This is a genomic window from Niabella beijingensis, from assembly GCF_020034665.1.
In the GTDB taxonomy this organism is placed as follows: Bacteria; Bacteroidota; Bacteroidia; order Chitinophagales; family Chitinophagaceae; genus Niabella; species Niabella beijingensis.
Map to the genome: position 1 here is coordinate 129,553 of NZ_JAIQDI010000002.1, position 20,165 is coordinate 149,717.

Here is a 20,165-nt window from a genome sequence, read left to right on the forward strand (position 1 = left end):
CTTAGAATAATATATCAATATATAGCTCGCTTTTTACGCCTTCTACTCCCGGAGTAAAATCCTTTGGTACCACGGTTCCTTTTACAATCTGGCCGTTTTGATTCAGCATGATGAAGTTCAATGTCCAGTTTCCGGTCATGGTATAGTTTACAACACCGTAATACAAACCATCATTTTGCTGTATCAGGTCTTTATTATTGATCGAAGAATGGTTTCCCATCGACGGCTCCGGCATTCTTGGATCCAGTTGCAACGTATAACCGCTTACCTCACTATAGGAAAACTGTGAAGGATCCGGAAAAGTTCCAGCGGGCATGCTGGGTTTATCGAATTTATAAATACCCGCAACCAGTTCATTTTCGGCAACTTTCGGTTTCTGTGGTGCGACCAGGGCAATATAATATTGCTCCCCATCCTTTCCCGTAAAGGTGGTCATATTCAGGTTTTTATTGGTCTGTTCCTCAACCGAAATATCCTTTTGTATATCATAAGTTTGATTATTAATGGTGAAACTGACATACAGCTCCCAGCTTCCGGCCGCATTGCTCTCACTTGTAAATACGGTGTATCCTGAAAAGTAGTTGCTATCTGCTTTATAAACCAAATCATACTTATGGGGGCAGGAGGTTTTACTGCCATCAGCGCCAGTCATTACCGGTAAAAACTTTATTGCTGAAGCGTTTACGGGCTGGTTTGTTTGATTCGTTATTTTCAAACGGATCTCATTATATCCTTTATAGAACGTGCCATTTAATGCTTCAATACTGATTTTATAGCCTGCACTATTGATGGATACCGCTTCTTTAAATTCATAATGCTCCGTAACTACAGTGCTTATTTCTGCTTCATAGTCGGTCTTAGCTTTGGTACAGGAAACAATCGCAAAGCATATTGCGATCACATAAAACCACAAATTTTTCATTTTGATGGGCGTTTTGTGAAAAACAGCTGAAGATCTGCAAACTTTTTTAAGGTTGACCTGTGTATTCTCACAGTCAAATACACAGAACGAAAGCTTGCAGGAAAATTGCAATTGGTTTTAGGCTTATTTAAAATATCTTATACCTTATTTATAGCTATACACCTGCTGGGTTTTTAATCATAGCATAATAGCATAATTGCATAGCCACAAAACCGCCTGTCTTCGCTTTAATAAGACAGCATAATCAACTGCTACAATAAAATTTTAAATAAACCTGTTGCCTTAAGAAAGGATTTGTGGCGGATTAAACGGTGTTTGATGAAAACCATTTAAAAGACTTTCGATATAATTTTCAAACCCTGGTTTTTCATTTTGAGAAATAATAACTTCAGGGTCGGGTGCTTCAATTAATTTCTGTGGGAGCACATTGAGCTCAAAACCTATTTTTACAAAATTAGTTTCGGGGATTTTTTTCTCGGCTTCTTTTTTCATCTGGCACTTTCCATGACACTCCATTTTAGGTTTATCCTTATTTACACAGTTCGCTTCATAGAAATCCCTGTTCAATTGGTAATCAATTAAAATCAGCGAATTCTGAAAACCTGCCAAAAATACAATGATTGATAATATGCAGGAAAAAAGCACTTTCACAATGCAAAAGTAGGCTTTCTTTAATTGGATGAGTTTATATTTTCAATTCTATGATTTAAAAAATCACTACTTTTTGTTTGAATATGGCTATTGTAGCCAAATAGAATTGCCATTTTCAGGGACATTGATAAAGAATATAATTTTCAATAGCTGCAATTTGTAACTTTATGGTTTCCGTACTTGTTTATCGTATTTGGAATATGAAATTGTTTAAATCCATAACCTTTTTTTCAATTCTGTTATTATGTGCCTGTAATTTCTCGGGCAAAAAATTGCCCTATTTAGGTAATCCTGAATTAAACGGCAAGGATAGCGTTTATCCAACCATCGCCGATTTTTCTTTTATAGACCAGGATAGCCAGGTGGTTACGAATAAAACGTTTCAGAATAAAGCTTATGTGGCTGATTTTATATTCCTTTCCTGTCCCACAATTTGCCCTATAATGACAAAAGAGATGAAACACGTATATGATGCCTTTGCACAAGACGACCGTGTAGCTTTTCTTTCTCATACCATAGATCCGGAAAGGGATACCGTTGGCCGGCTAAAAAAGTATGCAGCGGCACTGGGTGTAAATACGGCTAAATGGCACTTTGTTACGGGAAATCAGGACAGCATTATGAACATTGCTGCACATTCATATTTCTCGGCCGCTCATCCTGATAGCGCAGATGCCAGTAATTTTATACATAGCGGGGGTTTGTTACTAATAGATAAAAACCGTTATATACGGGGAGTATATGACGGAAGCGACCCGGAAGAAACGAAACAATTAATTGCAGACATTAAAACGCTGTTAAAAGAGCAGTTTTAATTATTTTTGAATGGCTTTGAGAAAAATCTTCTCCATATTATTTATTGCAATTTTCCTTTTGCAGACCCATTCCCAGCTATGGGTATTAACTTCTTTTTATATTAACCGGAATTATATAGCCCAGGAATTATGTATCAACCGCTTTGAAAAAGTTGCTGTTTGTAAAGGCTCCTGTTTTCTTGAAAAAAAACTCAGGGAAGACAATCAAAAACAGGAAAAAATCCCCGATCTAAAAACAAAAGACGTAACGCTATTTTGCAATAATATAAATAACTGGATCCTTATACCCGATATATCATTGAGTACAATCAGGCACCCATTATTTAATAAGGAATTACACCCACAATTTTTTTACAGTGCCGTTTTTCATCCGCCCGCCGGAGCTGTTTTATTAAGTTCTTGAAACAGTTTTAAACATAACAACCAGTTAAATGGGTATGACAAAGAAATCAATACCTGTTTATACTATTGCGGCATTTAACGCTAAAAACAAGTCTTTTATATTAGAGCATTTAGAGGGGCTTTTGGAAAAGTATCCATTTTTTGAAAGGCCGCACAAACAGCACTATTATACAATATTGTTCCTGGAAGCGGCAAGCGGCAGTGCGATCGTTGATAACAATACCATTCATTTAGACGCCCCCCAGGTTATTTGCATAAAACCCAATAGTGTATTCAGCTTGGACATTAATAGAAAGGCAAATGGTTACATGATTTGCTTTACAGAAGATTTTTTCTCCATCAGGTATAACAATAATGTATTGCATGAGTTCTCTATTATGCAGCGCAGTAACGAGCTTTTTGTTCGGCTTAGCCGGCAGCAAAAAGAACGATGGAGTATCATCTTTCAGTTCATTAAAGAAGAAACCGATAAAAAGCATAAAGGCTATGATCATGTGATCCGGTCATATCTTAATATTCTCCTTTTTGACTTAGACCGGAATTTGTACCCTGTTGGAGATAAAGGGAATGTTAATCATAAAAAGAAAAAAGTAATAGAATTTGAAAAGCTGGTGGAAGACAATTTTATGAAATTTAAAATGCCCTCGTGGTATGCCAGCCAGTTAAACATCACTACAAATTATCTGAATAAGCTTTGCCGATGCTATAGGGGCGTAACAAGTGGTGATATAATCCGTAAAAGAATAATAATAGAGTCAGAACGGTTATTAACATACACCGCATTATCAATAGCAGAAATCTCTAATCTTATCGGCTTTGAATCCACATCTTATTTTGTAACCTTTTTTAAAAAACATACCGGCAGTACACCGGAGAAATTCAGAAAAATAAATGAATAATACCGTCATTTAAAACATTTACAATATGTCAAAACATAATCTAACATATAAAGATGCAAAGCGTTTAAGAAGCATTTCGAGAACGATTAATTTACTGCTGATCATGCTATTGGGTTTAATGATCCTGCTCCAGTGGCATCATATCGTCCAATTATATAATTGGATGTTCAACAAAAGCTAAGCTTTTATTTTAAATACCGTAACAGTTTCGACCTGGCAGCATCTGTTAAGCCATCTTTATGCAGTAATACTGAGATGCCCTTCATTCGCATATAAGGGATGGATACTGAGGTACAAATAGCCCCGCCTGCCCGATTTAGGCCCCTTGAATTATGGAAATTTTGTAACTTTAAAACACTATTAACCCAATGGATGTCAATATTGGAAAATGAAAATTGCAATAGAAAGCTATTTTTGATCGGGTCTAACCTTGATGCAATAGATTCCATCATAGTAAAGGACAGCAAAGCTTCATTATTATTATTCTTTAATACATTTGAAAAAGCCAAAGCCAGTTTTGCTGCTGCTTACAAGATTCTTCTGGCTCCATCCTTTTGCCCTTCCTTTCCCCCAAGTATGGAAGAGATTTTATATCACAATGAGTTTATGAAACTAATAGCATTTTCCCCTGTGATCCTGGAATTTGACAGGGAAACTTATAAGGCAGAATTGCAGGAATGGAGGGATGAGGCATCCCCCATATTTCAAACTGGAAGAAAATTTTATAATACAGATTACTGGCATTGTCCCATGAAAAAAGGTTTTTTACAGAAATACAATCTTTTGGATATTGCAAGCGATATTGAAACAACGCCGTTTATAGGTGCAGATGGCAAAATGGTTTTGAGAATAAACAAAATTTCTCATCCATCAACGGAAGAGTATAGTAGGCCAACCAAACAAACCACCAGGGAAGAGATTGATAGAATATTAAGGGCCAGAGGATATCTATAACAAGAACGTTCTTGCTAAATACCTTACCAAGGCTAACTTGAAAATCAAAATTTTATTAATAGGCTCAATGCTTTTGTTATTTTATTAAGTTTCTGCTGTACAATCTCCAACTGTTGATATGTAATTATAAAACATTCATCATACCTTGCCGAGCAATAGGACTTTTGAAGCAGCCGGAAAGCTTCTTTTTCCTTTTGTGTTACTCCCCAAAAATCTGCTGCTATGCCTGGTGCTAGAAAGCTGAGGTATTGATTGAGGTGGTTGATGTTATGAATATGCAGTTCCAGCCCTGTTTGGGTTTTAATAAAGGCAGTCAGTAGTAATTCCGTAGCCTGGTGATACATAAATAGCGCCAGCTTGTACTGTTTGCGAACAGTAAAAAGCTCCGCCCCGGCAATGTATTCATTAAAAAGATTAAAGCATTTTTGAAAAGTAGCCTTCCCCATTTCCGGAATATTTTCTTCGGTAATATCCCTGCCCCATTCTATAAGCTCTGGGTTGGTGTTATAAATAACCGGGGCGTTTAATAAAACAGTTAAACCAAAGAGTTCTTTGCACTTAGCCAACATACAAAAGTGCTTGTTTGCATTACAATGCTGCTAACTGTACAGCAAAGACCACATTTTTGCTCAATTTCCTCCTGGTACATTTTATGCCGCTTATCATCGCCTGCAATTAAAACCAGTAACCAAAAAGCCGATGTGTGCACGCCGGCAGTATAAGGTTCTTTAAATATATTGTGGGCTGTATCTATTTTTTTACCTAAAACAAAGATGGTGTCCACCTGCGAAATTTGGGTAATGATGGCTACCATCTTTGCGGCAATGGCTTTATCTTCTTCAGTAAGATAAAGCGCTTTATGGTTAGCAACGGTTTGTTCCGAGTTCATGGTTAGTAGTTTTCAGAATAGTTTTTTACAAAGTAAGCATCACTTAGTTTGTGCAATACCTGCTCCTCAAACTCCTCAAAGTGTTCCTTAAAAATGGTAATGAAGCCCGCTGTTTTTTGCATAAACTCTATAATAGCAGCATCCCGCAAAGAGCCCGACAGGCATACCCTGTCCTTATAAAAAATAAGTGCCCCGTATAGCTCATATTTCAGCAGCTTAGCGCCATTTATCAAAATATTCATTCGCAACTGGTAATAAGCCCCTTTATCAATAAGCTCAAATTGTACCTCTGGTATATGCACGTTTATTTTTACCGGGTAGCTGTACATTTTTTGAGGTTTTTGTTTTAGCATTTGCCACATCCAGTGCCTGGTTTTAAAAACAAACGGTTGATGTGTTACCAATGGTAATAGTTCTTTCCATAATTGAAAAAAATCTTCCAGTGCTGTGCTGTCCTGCTCCGCAGCTTTGTTTATGGTGCCGGGCAACTGTTTTACAAGTGTTATTAGCCGGGTAGATTTTTGAAAAATGGCGGGCTGACCTGCGGCTATTGGGTCATCAATATCCTGAATGAACCTTACAAATCCTTTTACCGCATTGCCCGCATGGTTTAGCAGTGTTTCAGCAGGTATTAAAAAGGGCAATGTGTGCCGGTGAGTGTACATTAACAGGTAGGATAAAACCGTTTCCTCCTTAGCCGGCACCGTGGATGCTGCCGAACCCTGTAACTTCAATACGTTTACCAGCCGATCCTGCATATCGGTTGACGAAAACCTGTAAATAGCACCCAGGGCCGGATGCTGCTTCACCTCCGGACTATAGCCGTTTAGCTGTAGGCGGAAATGCTTTTTATGTTTTAGGGCAAGCGCCACCGGGCCGCCGGGCTGGTATTTTCTAAAAAAGCCAGAATCGAACCGGCTATATGCTACTTTTGATAATGCAGCATAGGCATGGCGGCAAAGCTGCCCCACCGGCTGGCTGCAGGAGCAGCTTATATGCAGCCGGTCTTTTTCTATTTTAATGGTCAGCACAAACTTTTCTTTTTCCTTTAAGGAGGCAATTGCCAGGCAAAGAGTATCTTTTTCAAGCGATAAAAATTGTAGTGCCACGTATTGCCAATCTTTCCTGCGCCTGGTTTTTGCATCCACATTTTGGTTAATGATTTCCTGGGTTAAACAGTAATCATCGTTGTCCAATTGAATAGTGTACGGCTCACCGGCGCTGCGCAGGTTGTTGTTTAAAATAGGTCTGTTGTTCATTTTGCTGGCTTTTATGCCCTAAATCTCCACCCGGTACGGCTGCTATCCTAAATGAAAAGGCGATAATTTATTGGGAAAATGAGGTATTTTAGCAGGGCGATTTATTTATCTTTGAAAACGCCGTAAGGGCATAAAAATCAAATCTTATGGAGAAAACAATACATCAGGGTAGAAACGTAAAGCGTTTCAGGGAAATGCTGAGTATGAAGCAGGAAGCATTGGCTTTGGAATTGGGTGACGATTGGAACCAACGTAAAATATCGTTGTTGGAACAGAAAGAAATAATAGAGGAACCTTTATTAAAGCAAATTTCAGATGTATTAAAAGTGCCAGTAGACGTTATTAAAAATTTTGACGAGGAAGCTGCTATTTCCTATATCAATACATTTCACGACAATAGTATTAACCACGGCGCCAATTTTAACTACAAATGTAATTTCAATCCCTTTGATAAGTGGGCTGAAGAAGTTACGGAAAATCGGAAACTGTATGAGCGCTTGTTACAGGCTGAAAAGGAGAAGATGGATCTTTTGAAGAAACTGCTGGAGAAGATGGAGCGTAAATAGTTTAAGCCTATATGCAACTGTTTATTCTTTTTTCAGTACTCATTACCCTTGCGGCTATTTTTTCATATATAAATGTCCGCCTGTTTAAATTTCCATCCGGTATCAGCCTCATGCTGATGGGGGTCCTGGCATCATTAGGCTTAATTATATCCGGTTACTTTTCTTCCGGCTTCAAAACAATGATCCAGCAAAAACTGGAATTGATCAATTTTTCCGAATTTTTGCTCGGTATCCTGCTCAGTTTTTTGCTTTTTGCCGGATCCTTGCACGTAAGAGTGCCGGAGTTGCGCAGGGAGGCTAAAAGCGTCCTTACCTTTGCTACTATCGGTACACTCATTTCTACCTTTTGTGTAGGGCTGATTATGTATGAGCTGGCGCAATTATTTGATACAGCTATCCCTTTTATCTATTGCTTATTGTTTGGGGCCCTGATTTCCCCTACAGATCCTATTGCGGTTATGAGCATTTTAAAAAAGGCGCGCATTCCACAAAAAGTGGAAATCAATATTATTGGCGAATCCCTTTTTAATGACGGCATCGGCGTGGTTATTTTTGCTACGCTGCTGGGCATAGCAGCATGGGGGCCGGAACAGTTCGGGGCTGTGGAAATTATCAAACTTTTTGCAAGAGAAGCTTTAGGGGGGGTGATTGTTGGTGCACTTATCGGATTTGCAGGTTACCGTATGATGAAAGCCATTGATCATTTCCAAACGGAGATCCTTATCTCCCTGGCGATGGTGATGGGAGGATACAGCCTTTGTCATTACCTGCATGTATCCGGACCGCTGGCGATGGTGGTCGCAGGCATTATGACGGGCAACCGTGGGGCAGCTAAAGCCATGAGTGACGTCACCCGTGATTATATGGGAAAATTCTGGGAAGTGGTGGATGAGGTACTGAATGCCATTCTATTTATGCTGATCGGATTAGAAATTGTTATGGTATCTTTTAGCCGGGAAATGATCCTTGCCGGGTTGATCATTGCCCCACTGATCGTGGTATCCCGTTTCTTTTCACTGTATTTACCTTCTTTATTATTCGGATTTAAAAGAAAACTGGGCATCAAAACAATCTATGTAATGACCTGGGGCGGTTTAAGAGGCGGCATTTCAATTGCGCTGGCGTTATCCCTGCCAGCAAGTGACTATAAGGGAATCATTGTATCCGTTACCTTTATTGTAGTGCTGTTTTCGATACTTGTGCAGGGACTTTCTGTTGGCAAACTGATCAGTAAATTAAAACTTTCCGGAGGGCAGGGATCACTTATTGAATGATCAGCTTTACAGAGTCTGTCTGCAGGCGTTGCTTTAGCCACTGTTGCATTTTAAACCGTTCGTCACGGGTTGGCAACTTTGAAAAGTTGGCCACAAATAAAGTAAGCGTATCTGTGGCAAGTGTATCTGTCCGGTAGATGATGGACCGGGACCCGGTATAGTAAGTTAGCGAGGGATATAAGGCTTTCAGTTCTGGCCTCAGATCCGGCAGTTCCGTGGAAGATGTATGTTCCTGCACCACGGAGTTCCGGGCAGAATCTTGTTTAAATACATCTTCAAGAATGCTCGCCTTTATCTGGCTGAAGTCGATCTCCTGTTTGGCGTCCAACCCTTGCCTTACAACCAGTTTTGCATCCTTCAGCCTGTACTGCTTTAGTTTTTGTGAAATGCTATCAATTGTAAATTGTGGGAGGTTCTTGCCGATCAACAGCAAATCAATCTCACTGCTGTCAGATCTGTACCGGAACGTCTTATTGACCACTTGCGTATTTTTAAATCGAAACTGGTCGTTTACAAATGTCTGGGCATTCGTTTCAAAAATACTTTTGTCTACTATTTTATAGGCCAAGTAGATACTGGGGATCACCGCCGCTGTTACGATCAGCAGTATGTAGCGCGAAACTTTTTTCCCGTAGGATTGATTTTCAAACTGTACTTTCCTGAAATTTAGAAATCTTACAATGAGATAAGTACTGAGACATATAAATACACTATTTATGAAATATAGGTAAAGAGCTCCAAGAAAATAGTAAAAATTTCCCGAAGCCAGTCCGAAACCTGCTGTACAAAGCGGCGGCATTAATGCCGTAGCAATAGCAACACCAGGAATTACATTACTTTTCTCTCTTCTCGTGCTTGCGACAATGCCCGCGAGTCCGCCAAAAAACGCGATAAAAACATCCCATATAGACGGTGTGGTACGGGCCAACAGCTCGCTTTGTGCATCGTGCAGCGGGGTGATCCAAAAATAGATTGCAGAAGTAGCAATACTGATCAGGGTGGCTGTGAGCAGGTTTTTACTCCCCTTTTTCACAAGGTTAAGATCAACGACAGCGATGCCCAAACCAATCCCCATAATAGGTCCCATCAACGGCGAGATCAACATGGCGCCGATGATCACGGCCGTTGAATTGACATTTAAACCAATGGAAGCGATAAATATTGCAAAGATCAGCGTCCATAAATTCGGCCCTCTGAACTCCACACCCTTCTTGATGGATTCTATGACATCCGCTTCATTTGCCTTTTCAAGATGCAGGTTAAATAATCGTGCAAGTGTAAGCCGGACAGCTCTAAAAAGCCTATTCTGATTACTCATAGTTCAACAATAATAATAAATATCTTCTTCTATTTAAAAATAGAAAACTTTATGGTACCAGCAAAACCTGTACGTTTTTGAAAAATTGGAGCGGAGGATTTAAGCATTACGGAGTATCAGGTAGATTGTCTGATTCAAAAGGGTGTGTTATTGACAAAACAGCGACTTCCGCTTCTTTAAGGATGTATTCCGTATAGTTTTCACCAAATATATTGTACCATTGCTTTTCTGAAGTAGCATTAATAACAATCAGGTCTGCTTGTTTTTCTTTTGCCGCTGAAATTACTTCGGGGGCAACATTTTTTTTTGAATCCGCATCAAAATCCGAAACTGAAAATTGTATATGCTGATTTTTGGCTAGTTCAATAACTTCATTAACCTTATAAAGGTCCGGTTGTCTCAGGCAAATAATATGCAGCTCCGAGTTGTCTTTTTGGATGAACGGCCTGGAATGAATGAGTTTTTCTTTAACGCCCTCAACGGAGCGAACAGGAAATAAGATTTTATGAAAATCTGATCGCTTAAAACTCATCGGAATCGAGAGCACCGGGCATTCAATCTTCATAATAATACCATAGGCCATCGATTCTTTAAAATAGCGCTTAACGCCATTCAGTACGCCGATAAGCAAAAGATCCGTTTTATTTTCAATACAGTACTTATATATAAATGCGACTACATCACCAACACGCGCAAAAACTTTGGCCTCTATACCAAATTCATCCAAGATCCCATCACGATACTTTTTTAACTGTTCATAAGCAGCCTGAACAAATTCCGCCTTTTTATTTCTTGAATCCGCCGGAGACACGGCATGTATAATATCCAGCCCGGCATCGTGTTTTTTAGCCAGCAATGCAGCCTGGTACACTGCATTATCTGATTCTTCACTAAAATTCGTTGCAACTGCAATCTTCCGGATATGATATTTTATCATTGATCAACTTTAATCTATTCAGTCAAATACCTATACATTACGAAGTTACCGATTTTAAGTCACCCCGGGTACTCATAAACAGCTGTCAGCATATTTAAAAAAGCATTATTTAATGACTTAATAAATAAGATTAACATAAAAAAGCAAGTATTAACTTTTCTTTTGAAACTGTTTGTTTAATAAAATATACCCAGCTATGCCACCAATAATGGATGCAGCAAAAATGCCGATTTTAGCCTGTGTTATGTAAATTTCATCGGAAAAAGCAAGGGAAGTAATAAATAACGACATGGTGAACCCTATCGAAGCCAATAATCCGGCTCCCAATAAATTGCGAACATCCATACCTTTGGGAAAACGGGCAATCCCAAGTTTTATAAATAACAGGGTGAAGCCCACCACACCTATAAATTTGCCTAATAGTAAACCCAGGGACACCCCAATAGCAACATTAGTGCTGAACAGGTTATCAAGGTCAATATTCAGAGATACCCCTGCATTAGCAAGGGCAAAAACAGGTATAATTATAAATGTCACCAAAGGGTGCATGGCATGCTCCAGCCGTTGCAAAGGTGGCGTGGCCGCAATTGTTGCCTCCTGTACCTGTTCCAATACATGCAGTTGTTCATTGGTAAGGGTCGGTTTATCTTCCATTGGGTCAATATCTTTAAAGCGGTCAAGGTATTTTTGTATTTTGTCAACAAAGAGCTGCTCTTTTATCTTCACATCTGCAGGTATGGTAAATGCGGCCAGCACCGCTGCAATTGTAGCATGTACGCCGGACAATAAAAATTCTGTCCATACACCACCAATACCCAGTATGGCATAAAAAATAATACTCCTTATCCCCAGCTTATTTCCTACATACATAGCTAACAATATGCCTCCACCTATTGCCAGGTGGAGCAATGAAATATGGGAAGTATAGAAAAAAGCGATAACCAGCACCGCACCAAGGTCGTCAACAATAGCCAGGGCAGTGAGAAAAACCTTTAATGAAAGGGGCACTCTTTTTCCCAGTAAAAACAAAACACCGAGGGCGAATGCAATATCGGTAGCCATTGGTATTCCCCAACCGCTGCTGGTTGCGGTACCATGATTAAGAAATAAATAAATGGCTGCCGGTACGATCATGCCACCGGCAGCAGCACCAACCGGTAATAAAGCACTGCGTAAATCAGAGAGTTGCCCGGCTATGATTTCCCTTTTTAATTCGAGCCCAACTACAAAAAAGAAAACAGACATGAGCCCGTCATTGATCCAGTGGTGAAGATTGTACTCAAAATAGGTCCTGCCATCCCACTGAAATCCCAACTTATGTTCCAAAAAGTGATGATACCCTTCTGACCATCCTGAATTGGCTAAGACAAGCGCTATAATAACACTTACGCCCAAAACAATACCACCGGATTTTTCAAGTTGAATAAATCGCTGTATAGGTTGTACCAGCTTCTCTATCGGGGTTCTTTTTTTTGATAAGCTCATTTTCTTATAGCTGTGTTTAGTTCAGAATGAATTAAAGTTTTGACAAATGTAATTTGAGTATTACGATTTTGCAGAATCGAAATATATTGTTTTTGTATGTCTTATATCTAAAAAGTCGTTTAAAAATTTTAAAAATTGTTACTTTTTATACAGGAAAGGAACAAATTGTTCAACGATTGTCTTGCTGAACTCATTTTAGCAAATATTGGATCGGAATATTGCCGCAAACCTGGTACTGAAATGAATCAGGATGCCATCACTAACAAAAGGTTCAGATAATTTCTCCATTTAAAGTTTGCCTGGCCGCCGTAAATTGGGTACGTTTGCTTGTTAATATGACTTTTTTAAACAGTATTAACATCGATGGCAGTATCCTTGTTCCGGATAGTAGTGAAGTATATCAATGGACCTATGATATCTGGCAAAAACTAAATATTTCAGACAAAGCGGCACATATCTTTACCAGCGCCAGTTTATTATTAGCCACTTTATTCATCCTGCTCATTGCTGATTATATTATCCGCAAGGTTGCTAAAGAATTACTACACAAAGTAATTGCACGCACCCGCTGGACTTGGGACGATAGGCTGATGGAGAACAAAGCACTTGATGCAGCCAGCAGGCTAATCCTGGTAATTTTTACCCGTCAGCTGTTACCTTATGTTTTTGTTGGGTTCCCCAGTTTTACAGCCGGCCTTGAAAAGTTCCTGGAGATACTGATCATTATTTTTACATACTCATTGGTAAATAGCATTCTGAAGACTGCCAGGGACCTGATGGCGGGTTCTAAAGCTTTTGCTGACAAACCGCTTGACAGCTATCTCCAGGTAGTGCAGATCTTCTTTATTTTCATGGCCGGAACCCTGATCGTGTCTTCCCTAACGGGGAGTTCGCCCTGGTCCTTCCTGGTTTCCCTCGGCGCTGCTTCAGCAATCCTGATGCTGGTTTTCAAAGACACCATCCTTGGGTTTGTGGCCAGCATCCAGGTTTCTGCAAACGATTCCATCAGGGTTGGCGACTGGATCGAGATGCCCAAATATGGCGTTGATGGCGATGTGATGCAAATAAACCTGAACAATGTACGGGTGCGCAATTTTGACAAGACGGTGGTTACCATACCAACCTACACCTTGCTAAGTGATGCCTTTAAAAATTACCGGGGTATGGAGGAAAGCGGTGGAAGAAGGATCAAGCGAGCCATCAATATTAAAATATCCTCGATCCGTTACCTGACCCGCGATGAGATTGAAACGCTCAAAAAGATACAGCTCTTAAAAGAATATATTAACAAACGGGAAACAGAAATCCAGGTATATAATCAAAAATACCAGGTTGACAGTTCCGTTCCTGTTAATGGAAGAAGAATGACCAATGTAGGTCTTTTCCGGTCTTATATTCTTTCCTATGCAAAGCATAACCCGGAGATACATAAGGATATGACCTTAATGGTACGGCAGTTGGCGCCTACTGAGTATGGGCTTCCCTTAGAACTTTATATGTTTACCAACGGAACTAACTGGGGGTATTTTGAAGATACAATGGCCGATCTTTTTGATCACCTGCTGGCCGCCATTAAATTTTTTCATCTTGAAGTGTTTGAATCTCCTGCATCAGATGATCTCCGCAGGTTGCGAATAGCCAGGGAAATGGCAGGGTAAGACCAACAGTTTGAAAATCCTCTTTCAGATAGCCTTTTGTAAAGCCACTTAATCATACTGGATTGATTATTGAGGACTGATAGTAAGCAAATATCAATTTATCAATCAGCAAATTATTTTGTTATGAAACAGATGAGTTACAAAAAGTTTGGCATTATGATGATCATTTCCTTTTTTGTCATGTATTTAGCCATGTTTGTAAATATGGATCAGGCGGATCACTACCATACTAGTCTTACCAGGATCTATATGGCGCTGATCATGGTAGCGCCAATGGCGGTTATTATGATCGGGATGATGAGTAGTATGTACCCCAATAAGAGAACAAATCGCATCATTATTGCAGGGGCGATTGTTGTATTTATTACAGCATTGGCGGCATTACGCAGCCAGACGGCTATTGGCGATATCCAATACATGAAGGCCATGATTCCACATCACTCCTCCGCCATTATGACCAGTAAACATGCAGCTATTAAAGATCCGGAAGTAAAACAACTTTCAGAGCAAATTATCCAATCCCAGGAAAGAGAGATCCACCAGATGGAACAAATCCTTCAACGAATGAAGTAACAGCGTTTATAAATTATTATGGGATATACATAGCTTTCTATTTTTGATATAGGTATTAACATCATTCATTTTTAGCAATAATTTCCAACTGTTCATATCGATCCTTCCGCAGGCGGGTGGTAAACAAACATTCTGCACCAGTAAGCTCATTGCTTTTGTAGTCAACGAGTTACGACAATTTTTTTGTTTTTTTAGAAAAATTCCGACCGTTTTGCCCGGCCCATTCGTCAAAAAATAAATTTAGCGAATGAAAAATCTAAAAGACAAAGTAGCCGCTGTATTTGCGGCATCCGGCGATATTGCAAGAGCAGTTGCCGAGTCGTTAGCAGAGCATGGCGCAAAAGTGTATGTCACCGCCCGGAATTTTGAAGTAGTAAGCCAATTGGCCCGGGAAATTACTGACAATGGTGGATGGGCAGAAGCCGCAAAGGTGGATGCACTGAAGGAAACCGAGATCGATAACTTCTTATCAAAAGTTGTTGCCGATAACGGCCGGCTGGATGTTATATTCAACGGTATCGGGGCCAGTTATAGCGAAATGGGAGGTCGCCCGCCTACAACAGAGGCAACTTTTGAGCAATTTATGACGCCAATGGAAAAGATCTGTGGATCCCAATTCCTCACTTCGAGGGCTGCTGCAAGGTATATGGTACAAACCGGATCCGAAGGAACTATCTTGCTTCTTACGGCAGCTTTATCAAGATCGAAGCTTCCGAATGTGGCTGGCATTACTGCTGCCAGCGCTGCTGTTGAAGGGTTGACACGAGCTATGGCTGCAGAATGGGGCGTAAGTGGAATAAAAGTCATTTGTATTTGCGCCGGTGCTTTAATGGAAACAAAGCGCATTTCCGGATGGATCGATGCTACAGCAGAGCAATACGGAGTTCCCAGGGAACAGCTGGTGGCGCAGTATAAGGCCTTCGACATACTCAATACAAGCCCGACCTTAAAACAAGTGGGTGAGACCGCCGCATTCCTCGCTTCAGAAACAGGAGTAGCATTCAACAGCCATGTTGTGGATGTGGATTGCGGGAAGCTGAATATATTATAGTATTTTAGGGTTGCAGCGCCTACGGAAGGGCTGCAACCTCATTTTATTTTTAAAGGATTAAATGGAAAAGGAAGCTATCCTCAAATCGGCAATGTCCGGTGATATCAATGCATTTCAAACACTATTTGGCGAGTTTCAAAATCAATTGAAGTCTTACCTGTATCGTTTGCTTACCGATCGGGATGATGTGGATGACCTGACGCACGACACTTTTATAAAAGCTTTTACAAAAATTTCCAGCTTTAACCAGGATTCATCGCTGAAAACATGGGTGTTCAAAATAGCGACCAACCTTGCCTACGATCATTTACGCAAGTTAAAAAGATGGCAGGCAGATGCGCAGGACCGCGCGGCAGACCTGGCAATAAGCTCAGAGGAGATTAGGCAGGTATTTTGGATGGTTCATGATACCTCACCTGCCGGTGCATACGAAATGAGAGAACACATTGATTATTGTTTTACTTGTATTTCAAAAACGCTTCCCATAGAGAACCAGGTAGCGCTTATTTTAAAGAATATTTACGATTTTCAGATAAAGGAAATCGGTCTTATCCTGGACAAGACCGAGGGAGTGATCAAACATTTGTTGAATGACGCCCGGAATACGATGACCGATATTTTTGAGCATCGATGTGCTTTAATCAACCAAAAAGGGATTTGTCATCAATGCAGCCATATCAACGAAATATTCAACCCCAAACAAAATCAGCAGGTGGAACTGATGAAGTTGGAACTGGTAAAAGCATCAAAGAAATATAACCGGGAGCAGCTTTTTACATTGCGCACTTTACTGGTAAAGGCGATCGATCCGCTTCATGCGGCAGGTACCGACTTTCACGAAGAAATAATGAATTGCCTTAAGACTGCGATTGGTGAAAAACAGGATTTTTTTGAGCGTAAGTCAGATAAGAAAGAGTAATCTGTTCCTGTAAAAGCCTGGCTCATCCATCGCATTGGGTGTTTCGATGTGCAATACCCAAAAGCCAGCAGAATGTGGCTGAGGATAGTGCTAAAAACTGAATGCAGAGGCCACTATTATGAATATACATCCCCCGCAGAACCAAAAGATATTATCAAATTTTTCCTTCTTCGATAAATTAATCGTAATATTGCGATTAATAATTGAAGTATGGGAATTACAAAAACAGAAATATTTAATAAGCAACAGAATAGATTAGCCACTATTCTAAAAGCACTGGCGCACCCTGCACGTATAGCCATCCTTCAGCATATTATTAAATCGCAGGCCTGTATTTGTAATGACCTGGTGGAAGAATTGGGCCTGGCCCAGGCCACCATTTCCCAACACCTGCGGGAGTTAAAAAATACGGGGATTATCAAAGGAAGTATTGAGGGAACCAGTATCTGCTATTGTATTGACGAAAAAGTGTGGGCACAGGTAAACAATGAACTTTCGATATTTTTTACCTCATTTACCCCTGGGAAAAGCTGCTGTTAAAAAAAATTTAGGATCATTCATCGCAATAATGCAATATTATAAACAATTAAAATAAAAAAATATGAAACTGTCTGAAATTAAAAGCATATTACCTGGCCTGGATAATGTAGCATTTCTGCTACCTGACGGTACCAAAGTGCCGGAACACTTTCATGTAACAGAAGTAGGAATAGTAAATAAGCACTTTATTGATTGTGGTGGTACAACCCGTTATGAAGCTAAAGTTAACTTCCAACTCTGGAATGCCAATGACTATGAGCACCGTTTAAAGCCCGCTAAATTGCTAAATATTATCAATCTCTGCGAACAAAAACTTTCTATTACTGATAACCTGGAAGTGGAAGTTGAATACCAGGGTGACACCATTGGTAAGTATGCTCTGGATTTTGACGGAGCATCATTTGTTCTTGTGTCCACTGTTACCGATTGCCTTGCAAAAGATAGTTGTGGAGTGCCTGCAGAAAAGCAAAAAATATCATTAAAAGAATTATCTGTTAATGCTGAAACCTGCTGCTCACCTGGAGGAGGCTGTTGCTAAAAATAACAAAGGGGGGTTAACGCCATAAAAATCATTTAATCAAAACAAAAAAATACATGAAAAAAGTTTTAGTGCTTTGTACCGGGAATAGTTGCCGCAGCCAGATTGCCGAAGGTTATTTAAGACATTTTGCCGGGGATAAGGCAGAGATCTATAGCGCCGGTGTAGAAACGCATGGTGTAAACCCGAAAGCGATAGCCACGATGGAAGCCGATGGTATTGATATCTCTGGCCACACCTCTAACAATGTTGCAGAGTACAACAATATCGACTTTGACTATGTAATTACCGTATGTGATAACGCAAAGGAAAGATGCCCTTTCTTCCCCACTAATGCGGTAAAATTCCATTACAATTTTCCTGATCCCGCAAAATTGCAGGGGACAGAAGAAGAAACAATGCAGGAATTTGCAAGGGTAAGAGATATGATAAAAGACTACGCTAAAAATTTTGTTCAAACCAACCTGTAATACCTGCAAATAACTGCGCACCGGCACACGAACGTAAAAGCTTTCTTTTTTAGACCGGTATCTGGCGCTTTGGATATTCCTGGCGATAGCTTCTGGCATCAATGGTATTTAATAAAGAGATATTTTAGAAACTTAAAATGCAATCTCGTCTAATTTGTTTTTTATTGTCTTGCCACTATTTGCTCTTTTTTTTCTCTCTCCGGATTACAGAACGTATAACCACTGCTGGTAGTATAAACTTTAAAACCATTATGTCGCAATACAGCAAAAAAATCCTCCCGGGTTGCTTTGTAGCATAAGCGTGTAGTTACTCTTTTTTCTTTATCCAGGCATTTCAGATCTGTAAACCGAACCCCATACCAATACTGCATCTGGTCTACAAAAACTGCCAGAGGCACGTTTTCATACACCCGTTCTGTATTTTTCCAAACAGTAAAACCTTCGATATCCTCACACCTTTGAGTCATAATACTATCCTTAATTATCTCTTTGTCTTTTATTTTGACAAAGGCGGACCAATCGCTAAAGTTCAAAGTTTCGGAGTTACCTGAAGGAAAACTGGCTTCCAGGCGGCCTTTTGATACAGCAATCAAACTGCCGCCTTCTATGGCCCGCAGGTCAAAACTGCCGCCCTGGCTGGTGATATTGACATTAGGTCCGGTCATTGTTAACGCTCCCTGGCTTTCAGCAAATACTTCTCCCTGCATCAGGGATGCTGTTAAGGTGCCTGTTGATGGGTCAGGTGCTATTTTCAACTTGGTTTGGGCATTTAGTCGCAAAACGGTATTGCCAGGTAACACCACCAGGTATTGCTGTTCCGAAGCTGTGCTAATTTCGTGCCCTCGGAAACGAATTGTGTCATCGGTGCCATTATGTTGTTGATAAACAATCTTTCCAGGCCGTTGTATTATCCTTAGACCGTTATACCGCAACTGCAGGCTTGTATTGCTATCCACCAGGTAGTTCTTTTCGCCATCCTTAATAGTGCAATTAAATTCCGTGGTATTTATATCACCGGCTTCTATTGAAGCACCGCATATTACTTTATATTGTTGCCTTTCCGAAAGCACTTTGTTCATCCACAACCCAACTACAAGCAATACGCTGGCAGCAATAGGTACCGCATATTTTACCAAAGTTCGTTTTCTTTGTGCCACTTTTCGGGCAGCTGCTATTGTCACAATTTTGCGGGCTAAGGCAGCGGCATCCACCTTTGGCAGATTTTCTGCTGGCGGCGATGGCATTTCCGCATTTACTTCTTCTATCAACTGTGCCAGCTCTTCATCGTCGTATAAATTCCATAACTGGATGAATGCGGCTTCTTCCTGTGCGGTAGCGCTACCTTCCAAATGTTTTTTTATCAATGATTTTATTACAAGTGTATTATCAGTCATTGTTGAAGATTTTTAAGATCCATAAAATGAGTACAACAGGAAGTTGCCCTCTTTTCTTCAGATAGCCGGTAATGTAGTCCCGAGCCGCGGCCAGGTGGCTTTTTACAGTTTCGTCTTTTATACCCAGTTCTGTCCCAATTTCCTTGCGCGACATACCCGTATTTATAAACAACTCCATTACTTTTCTTCGCATAGGTGATAGCTGTTGCAAAGCATTATCTATATGACGAAGGGTTTCTTTGTGGGATAGAATATCGATCAGGCTTTTAGGATCCGGTATCTTGTCATCATCATCCGGCAAAGAAGTTATTGGAGGATTCTTTTTTTCATTTCGTAAATAATCAACGGCTTTACGCATACCGGTAAGGATTAACCAACCTTCAGGATAGGGAATTTTATCCATTAAATGCCGGTGTTCCCAAAGCGTTAAAAAGGTATCTTGTAAGATCTCTTCTGTGCTACATGGATTTCGTACGTAGCGATTAACATATGCGTACAATCTATTGTGATAGGTTGCAATAATTTCGGAAAGATCTTTTTCCGAACCGGATACCAGGTGATCAAATAGCATGTTACCTCCTTTTTCATGTAGTAAGCCGCAAAAACGAATTACTGGTTTAGGGAAGGATCAGGGGAAAGAAAATTTTTAAA

22 protein-coding genes are annotated in these 20,165 nt (G+C 40.1%); 12 read left to right on the top strand and 10 right to left on the bottom strand.

Annotated features, from left to right (window positions below):
* Nucleotide 1 precedes the first annotated feature (1 nt).
* Together K7B07_RS16665 and K7B07_RS16670 are read right to left on the bottom strand one after the other, a co-directional pair.
* A complete protein-coding gene (locus K7B07_RS16665) occupies nt 2–922 on the bottom strand; it encodes a FixH family protein (protein WP_223711623.1) in 921 nt (306 codons plus the stop codon).
* 282 nt (nt 923–1,204) lie between these two features.
* Nucleotides 1,205–1,531: a hypothetical protein gene (locus K7B07_RS16670; protein WP_223711626.1), complete on the bottom strand. Its 327-nt coding sequence runs from the start codon at nt 1,529–1,531 to the stop codon at nt 1,205–1,207.
* Nucleotides 1,532–1,845: 314 nt separating this feature from the next.
* On the opposite strand from K7B07_RS16670, the gene K7B07_RS16675 reads away from it, so the two are divergent.
* From K7B07_RS16675 to K7B07_RS16685, 3 genes are all read left to right on the top strand, one after another.
* A complete protein-coding gene (locus K7B07_RS16675) occupies nt 1,846–2,388 on the top strand; it encodes an SCO family protein (protein WP_223711628.1) in 543 nt (180 codons plus the stop codon).
* Nucleotides 2,389–2,825: 437 nt separating this feature from the next.
* Entirely contained in the window at nt 2,826–3,689 is an 864-nt protein-coding gene (locus tag K7B07_RS27755) for an AraC family transcriptional regulator (protein WP_276225272.1), read from the top strand.
* A 372-nt stretch (nt 3,690–4,061) separates the two neighbouring features.
* Nucleotides 4,062–4,643, top strand: coding sequence for a hypothetical protein (locus K7B07_RS16685; protein WP_223711630.1), 582 nt, complete (start codon nt 4,062–4,064; stop codon nt 4,641–4,643).
* Between the two features lie 44 nt (nt 4,644–4,687).
* Here the strand turns inward: K7B07_RS16685 and K7B07_RS16690 are convergent, their stop codons facing one another.
* Genes K7B07_RS16690 through K7B07_RS16700 form a run of 3 tightly spaced genes read right to left on the bottom strand, consistent with a single transcriptional unit; the run spans nt 4,688 to nt 6,791 of the window.
* Entirely contained in the window at nt 4,688–5,209 is a 522-nt protein-coding gene (locus K7B07_RS16690; RefSeq protein ID WP_223711632.1) for a HEPN domain-containing protein, read from the bottom strand.
* Complete coding sequence (locus tag K7B07_RS16695; RefSeq protein ID WP_223711633.1) at nt 5,179–5,532, bottom strand: hypothetical protein; 354 nt, start codon at nt 5,530–5,532, stop codon at nt 5,179–5,181. Before K7B07_RS16695 ends, K7B07_RS16690 begins: the two co-directional genes overlap by 31 nt.
* Nucleotides 5,533–5,534: 2 nt before the next feature.
* On the bottom strand, nt 5,535–6,791 hold the full coding sequence (locus K7B07_RS16700) for a hypothetical protein (RefSeq protein WP_223711635.1): 1,257 nt from the start codon (nt 6,789–6,791) through the stop codon (nt 5,535–5,537).
* A gap of 146 nt (nt 6,792–6,937) precedes the next feature.
* On the opposite strand from K7B07_RS16700, the gene K7B07_RS16705 reads away from it, so the two are divergent.
* Both K7B07_RS16705 and K7B07_RS16710 read left to right on the top strand, forming a co-directional pair.
* Nucleotides 6,938–7,357, top strand: a complete 420-nt coding sequence (locus tag K7B07_RS16705; RefSeq protein WP_223711636.1) for a helix-turn-helix transcriptional regulator — start codon at nt 6,938–6,940, stop codon at nt 7,355–7,357.
* A gap of 11 nt (nt 7,358–7,368) precedes the next feature.
* The gene (locus K7B07_RS16710) at nt 7,369–8,631 is read left to right on the top strand and encodes a cation:proton antiporter (protein WP_223711638.1); all 1,263 of its coding nucleotides are present in this window, start codon (nt 7,369–7,371) and stop codon (nt 8,629–8,631) included.
* On the opposite strand, the gene K7B07_RS16715 is transcribed toward K7B07_RS16710, so the two are convergent.
* The 3 genes from K7B07_RS16715 to nhaA all read right to left on the bottom strand — a co-directional run bounded on the left by K7B07_RS16715 (nt 8,621) and on the right by nhaA (nt 12,371).
* Nucleotides 8,621–9,949: a TIGR00341 family protein gene (locus tag K7B07_RS16715; protein ID WP_223711640.1), complete on the bottom strand. Its 1,329-nt coding sequence runs from the start codon at nt 9,947–9,949 to the stop codon at nt 8,621–8,623. The two genes, K7B07_RS16710 and K7B07_RS16715, sit on opposite strands and share 11 nt — an antisense overlap.
* A gap of 106 nt (nt 9,950–10,055) precedes the next feature.
* The gene (locus K7B07_RS16720) at nt 10,056–10,886 is read right to left on the bottom strand and encodes a universal stress protein (RefSeq protein ID WP_223711641.1); all 831 of its coding nucleotides are present in this window, start codon (nt 10,884–10,886) and stop codon (nt 10,056–10,058) included.
* Between the two features lie 150 nt (nt 10,887–11,036).
* Nucleotides 11,037–12,371, bottom strand: a complete 1,335-nt coding sequence (gene nhaA, locus K7B07_RS16725) for a Na+/H+ antiporter NhaA (RefSeq protein WP_223711643.1) — start codon at nt 12,369–12,371, stop codon at nt 11,037–11,039.
* Nucleotides 12,372–12,706: 335 nt separating this feature from the next.
* On the opposite strand from nhaA, the gene K7B07_RS16730 reads away from it, so the two are divergent.
* From K7B07_RS16730 to K7B07_RS16760, 7 genes are all read left to right on the top strand, one after another.
* Complete coding sequence (locus tag K7B07_RS16730; protein ID WP_223711645.1) at nt 12,707–14,029, top strand: mechanosensitive ion channel family protein; 1,323 nt, start codon at nt 12,707–12,709, stop codon at nt 14,027–14,029.
* Between the two features lie 123 nt (nt 14,030–14,152).
* The gene (locus K7B07_RS16735; RefSeq protein WP_223711647.1) at nt 14,153–14,602 is read left to right on the top strand and encodes a DUF305 domain-containing protein; all 450 of its coding nucleotides are present in this window, start codon (nt 14,153–14,155) and stop codon (nt 14,600–14,602) included.
* Between the two features lie 247 nt (nt 14,603–14,849).
* Nucleotides 14,850–15,653, top strand: a complete 804-nt coding sequence (locus tag K7B07_RS16740) for an SDR family NAD(P)-dependent oxidoreductase (protein WP_223711649.1) — start codon at nt 14,850–14,852, stop codon at nt 15,651–15,653.
* Nucleotides 15,654–15,714: 61 nt separating this feature from the next.
* Nucleotides 15,715–16,572, top strand: coding sequence for an RNA polymerase sigma factor (locus K7B07_RS16745; RefSeq protein ID WP_223711651.1), 858 nt, complete (start codon nt 15,715–15,717; stop codon nt 16,570–16,572).
* Between the two features lie 210 nt (nt 16,573–16,782).
* Entirely contained in the window at nt 16,783–17,112 is a 330-nt protein-coding gene (locus K7B07_RS16750) for an ArsR/SmtB family transcription factor (RefSeq protein ID WP_223711652.1), read from the top strand.
* Nucleotides 17,113–17,173: 61 nt separating this feature from the next.
* Entirely contained in the window at nt 17,174–17,650 is a 477-nt protein-coding gene (locus K7B07_RS16755) for a DUF6428 family protein (RefSeq protein ID WP_223711654.1), read from the top strand.
* A gap of 56 nt (nt 17,651–17,706) precedes the next feature.
* Complete coding sequence (locus K7B07_RS16760; protein WP_223711656.1) at nt 17,707–18,120, top strand: arsenate reductase ArsC; 414 nt, start codon at nt 17,707–17,709, stop codon at nt 18,118–18,120.
* Between the two features lie 161 nt (nt 18,121–18,281).
* Here K7B07_RS16760 and K7B07_RS16765 read toward each other — a convergent pair whose 3' ends face one another.
* Both K7B07_RS16765 and K7B07_RS16770 read right to left on the bottom strand, forming a co-directional pair.
* Entirely contained in the window at nt 18,282–19,514 is a 1,233-nt protein-coding gene (locus K7B07_RS16765; protein WP_223711658.1) for a FecR domain-containing protein, read from the bottom strand.
* Nucleotides 19,507–20,085, bottom strand: a complete 579-nt coding sequence (locus K7B07_RS16770) for an RNA polymerase sigma factor (protein ID WP_223711660.1) — start codon at nt 20,083–20,085, stop codon at nt 19,507–19,509. The genes K7B07_RS16765 and K7B07_RS16770 overlap by 8 nt, the downstream gene beginning before the upstream one ends.
* Nucleotides 20,086–20,165: the final 80 nt, after the last annotated feature.

Excerpts from the sequence above, each read along its gene's own strand:
- K7B07_RS16665 (WP_223711623.1), bottom strand. The coding sequence starts at position 922 with ATGAAAAATTTGTGGTTTTATGTGATCGCAATATGCTTTGCGATTGTT.
- K7B07_RS27755 (WP_276225272.1), top strand. The coding sequence starts at position 2,826 with ATGACAAAGAAATCAATACCTGTTTATACTATTGCGGCATTTAACGCT.
- K7B07_RS16685 (WP_223711630.1), top strand. The coding sequence starts at position 4,062 with ATGTCAATATTGGAAAATGAAAATTGCAATAGAAAGCTATTTTTGATC.
- K7B07_RS16695 (WP_223711633.1), bottom strand. The coding sequence starts at position 5,532 with ATGAACTCGGAACAAACCGTTGCTAACCATAAAGCGCTTTATCTTACT.
- K7B07_RS16700 (WP_223711635.1), bottom strand. The coding sequence starts at position 6,791 with ATGAACAACAGACCTATTTTAAACAACAACCTGCGCAGCGCCGGTGAG.
- K7B07_RS16705 (WP_223711636.1), top strand. The coding sequence starts at position 6,938 with ATGGAGAAAACAATACATCAGGGTAGAAACGTAAAGCGTTTCAGGGAA.
- K7B07_RS16710 (WP_223711638.1), top strand. The coding sequence starts at position 7,369 with ATGCAACTGTTTATTCTTTTTTCAGTACTCATTACCCTTGCGGCTATT.
- K7B07_RS16715 (WP_223711640.1), bottom strand. The coding sequence starts at position 9,949 with ATGAGTAATCAGAATAGGCTTTTTAGAGCTGTCCGGCTTACACTTGCA.
- K7B07_RS16720 (WP_223711641.1), bottom strand. The coding sequence starts at position 10,886 with ATGATAAAATATCATATCCGGAAGATTGCAGTTGCAACGAATTTTAGT.
- nhaA (WP_223711643.1), bottom strand. The coding sequence starts at position 12,371 with ATGAGCTTATCAAAAAAAAGAACCCCGATAGAGAAGCTGGTACAACCT.
- K7B07_RS16730 (WP_223711645.1), top strand. The coding sequence starts at position 12,707 with ATGACTTTTTTAAACAGTATTAACATCGATGGCAGTATCCTTGTTCCG.
- K7B07_RS16735 (WP_223711647.1), top strand. The coding sequence starts at position 14,153 with ATGAAACAGATGAGTTACAAAAAGTTTGGCATTATGATGATCATTTCC.
- K7B07_RS16740 (WP_223711649.1), top strand. The coding sequence starts at position 14,850 with ATGAAAAATCTAAAAGACAAAGTAGCCGCTGTATTTGCGGCATCCGGC.
- K7B07_RS16745 (WP_223711651.1), top strand. The coding sequence starts at position 15,715 with ATGGAAAAGGAAGCTATCCTCAAATCGGCAATGTCCGGTGATATCAAT.
- K7B07_RS16750 (WP_223711652.1), top strand. The coding sequence starts at position 16,783 with ATGGGAATTACAAAAACAGAAATATTTAATAAGCAACAGAATAGATTA.
- K7B07_RS16755 (WP_223711654.1), top strand. The coding sequence starts at position 17,174 with ATGAAACTGTCTGAAATTAAAAGCATATTACCTGGCCTGGATAATGTA.
- K7B07_RS16760 (WP_223711656.1), top strand. The coding sequence starts at position 17,707 with ATGAAAAAAGTTTTAGTGCTTTGTACCGGGAATAGTTGCCGCAGCCAG.
- K7B07_RS16765 (WP_223711658.1), bottom strand. The coding sequence starts at position 19,514 with ATGACTGATAATACACTTGTAATAAAATCATTGATAAAAAAACATTTG.
- K7B07_RS16770 (WP_223711660.1), bottom strand. The coding sequence starts at position 20,085 with ATGCTATTTGATCACCTGGTATCCGGTTCGGAAAAAGATCTTTCCGAA.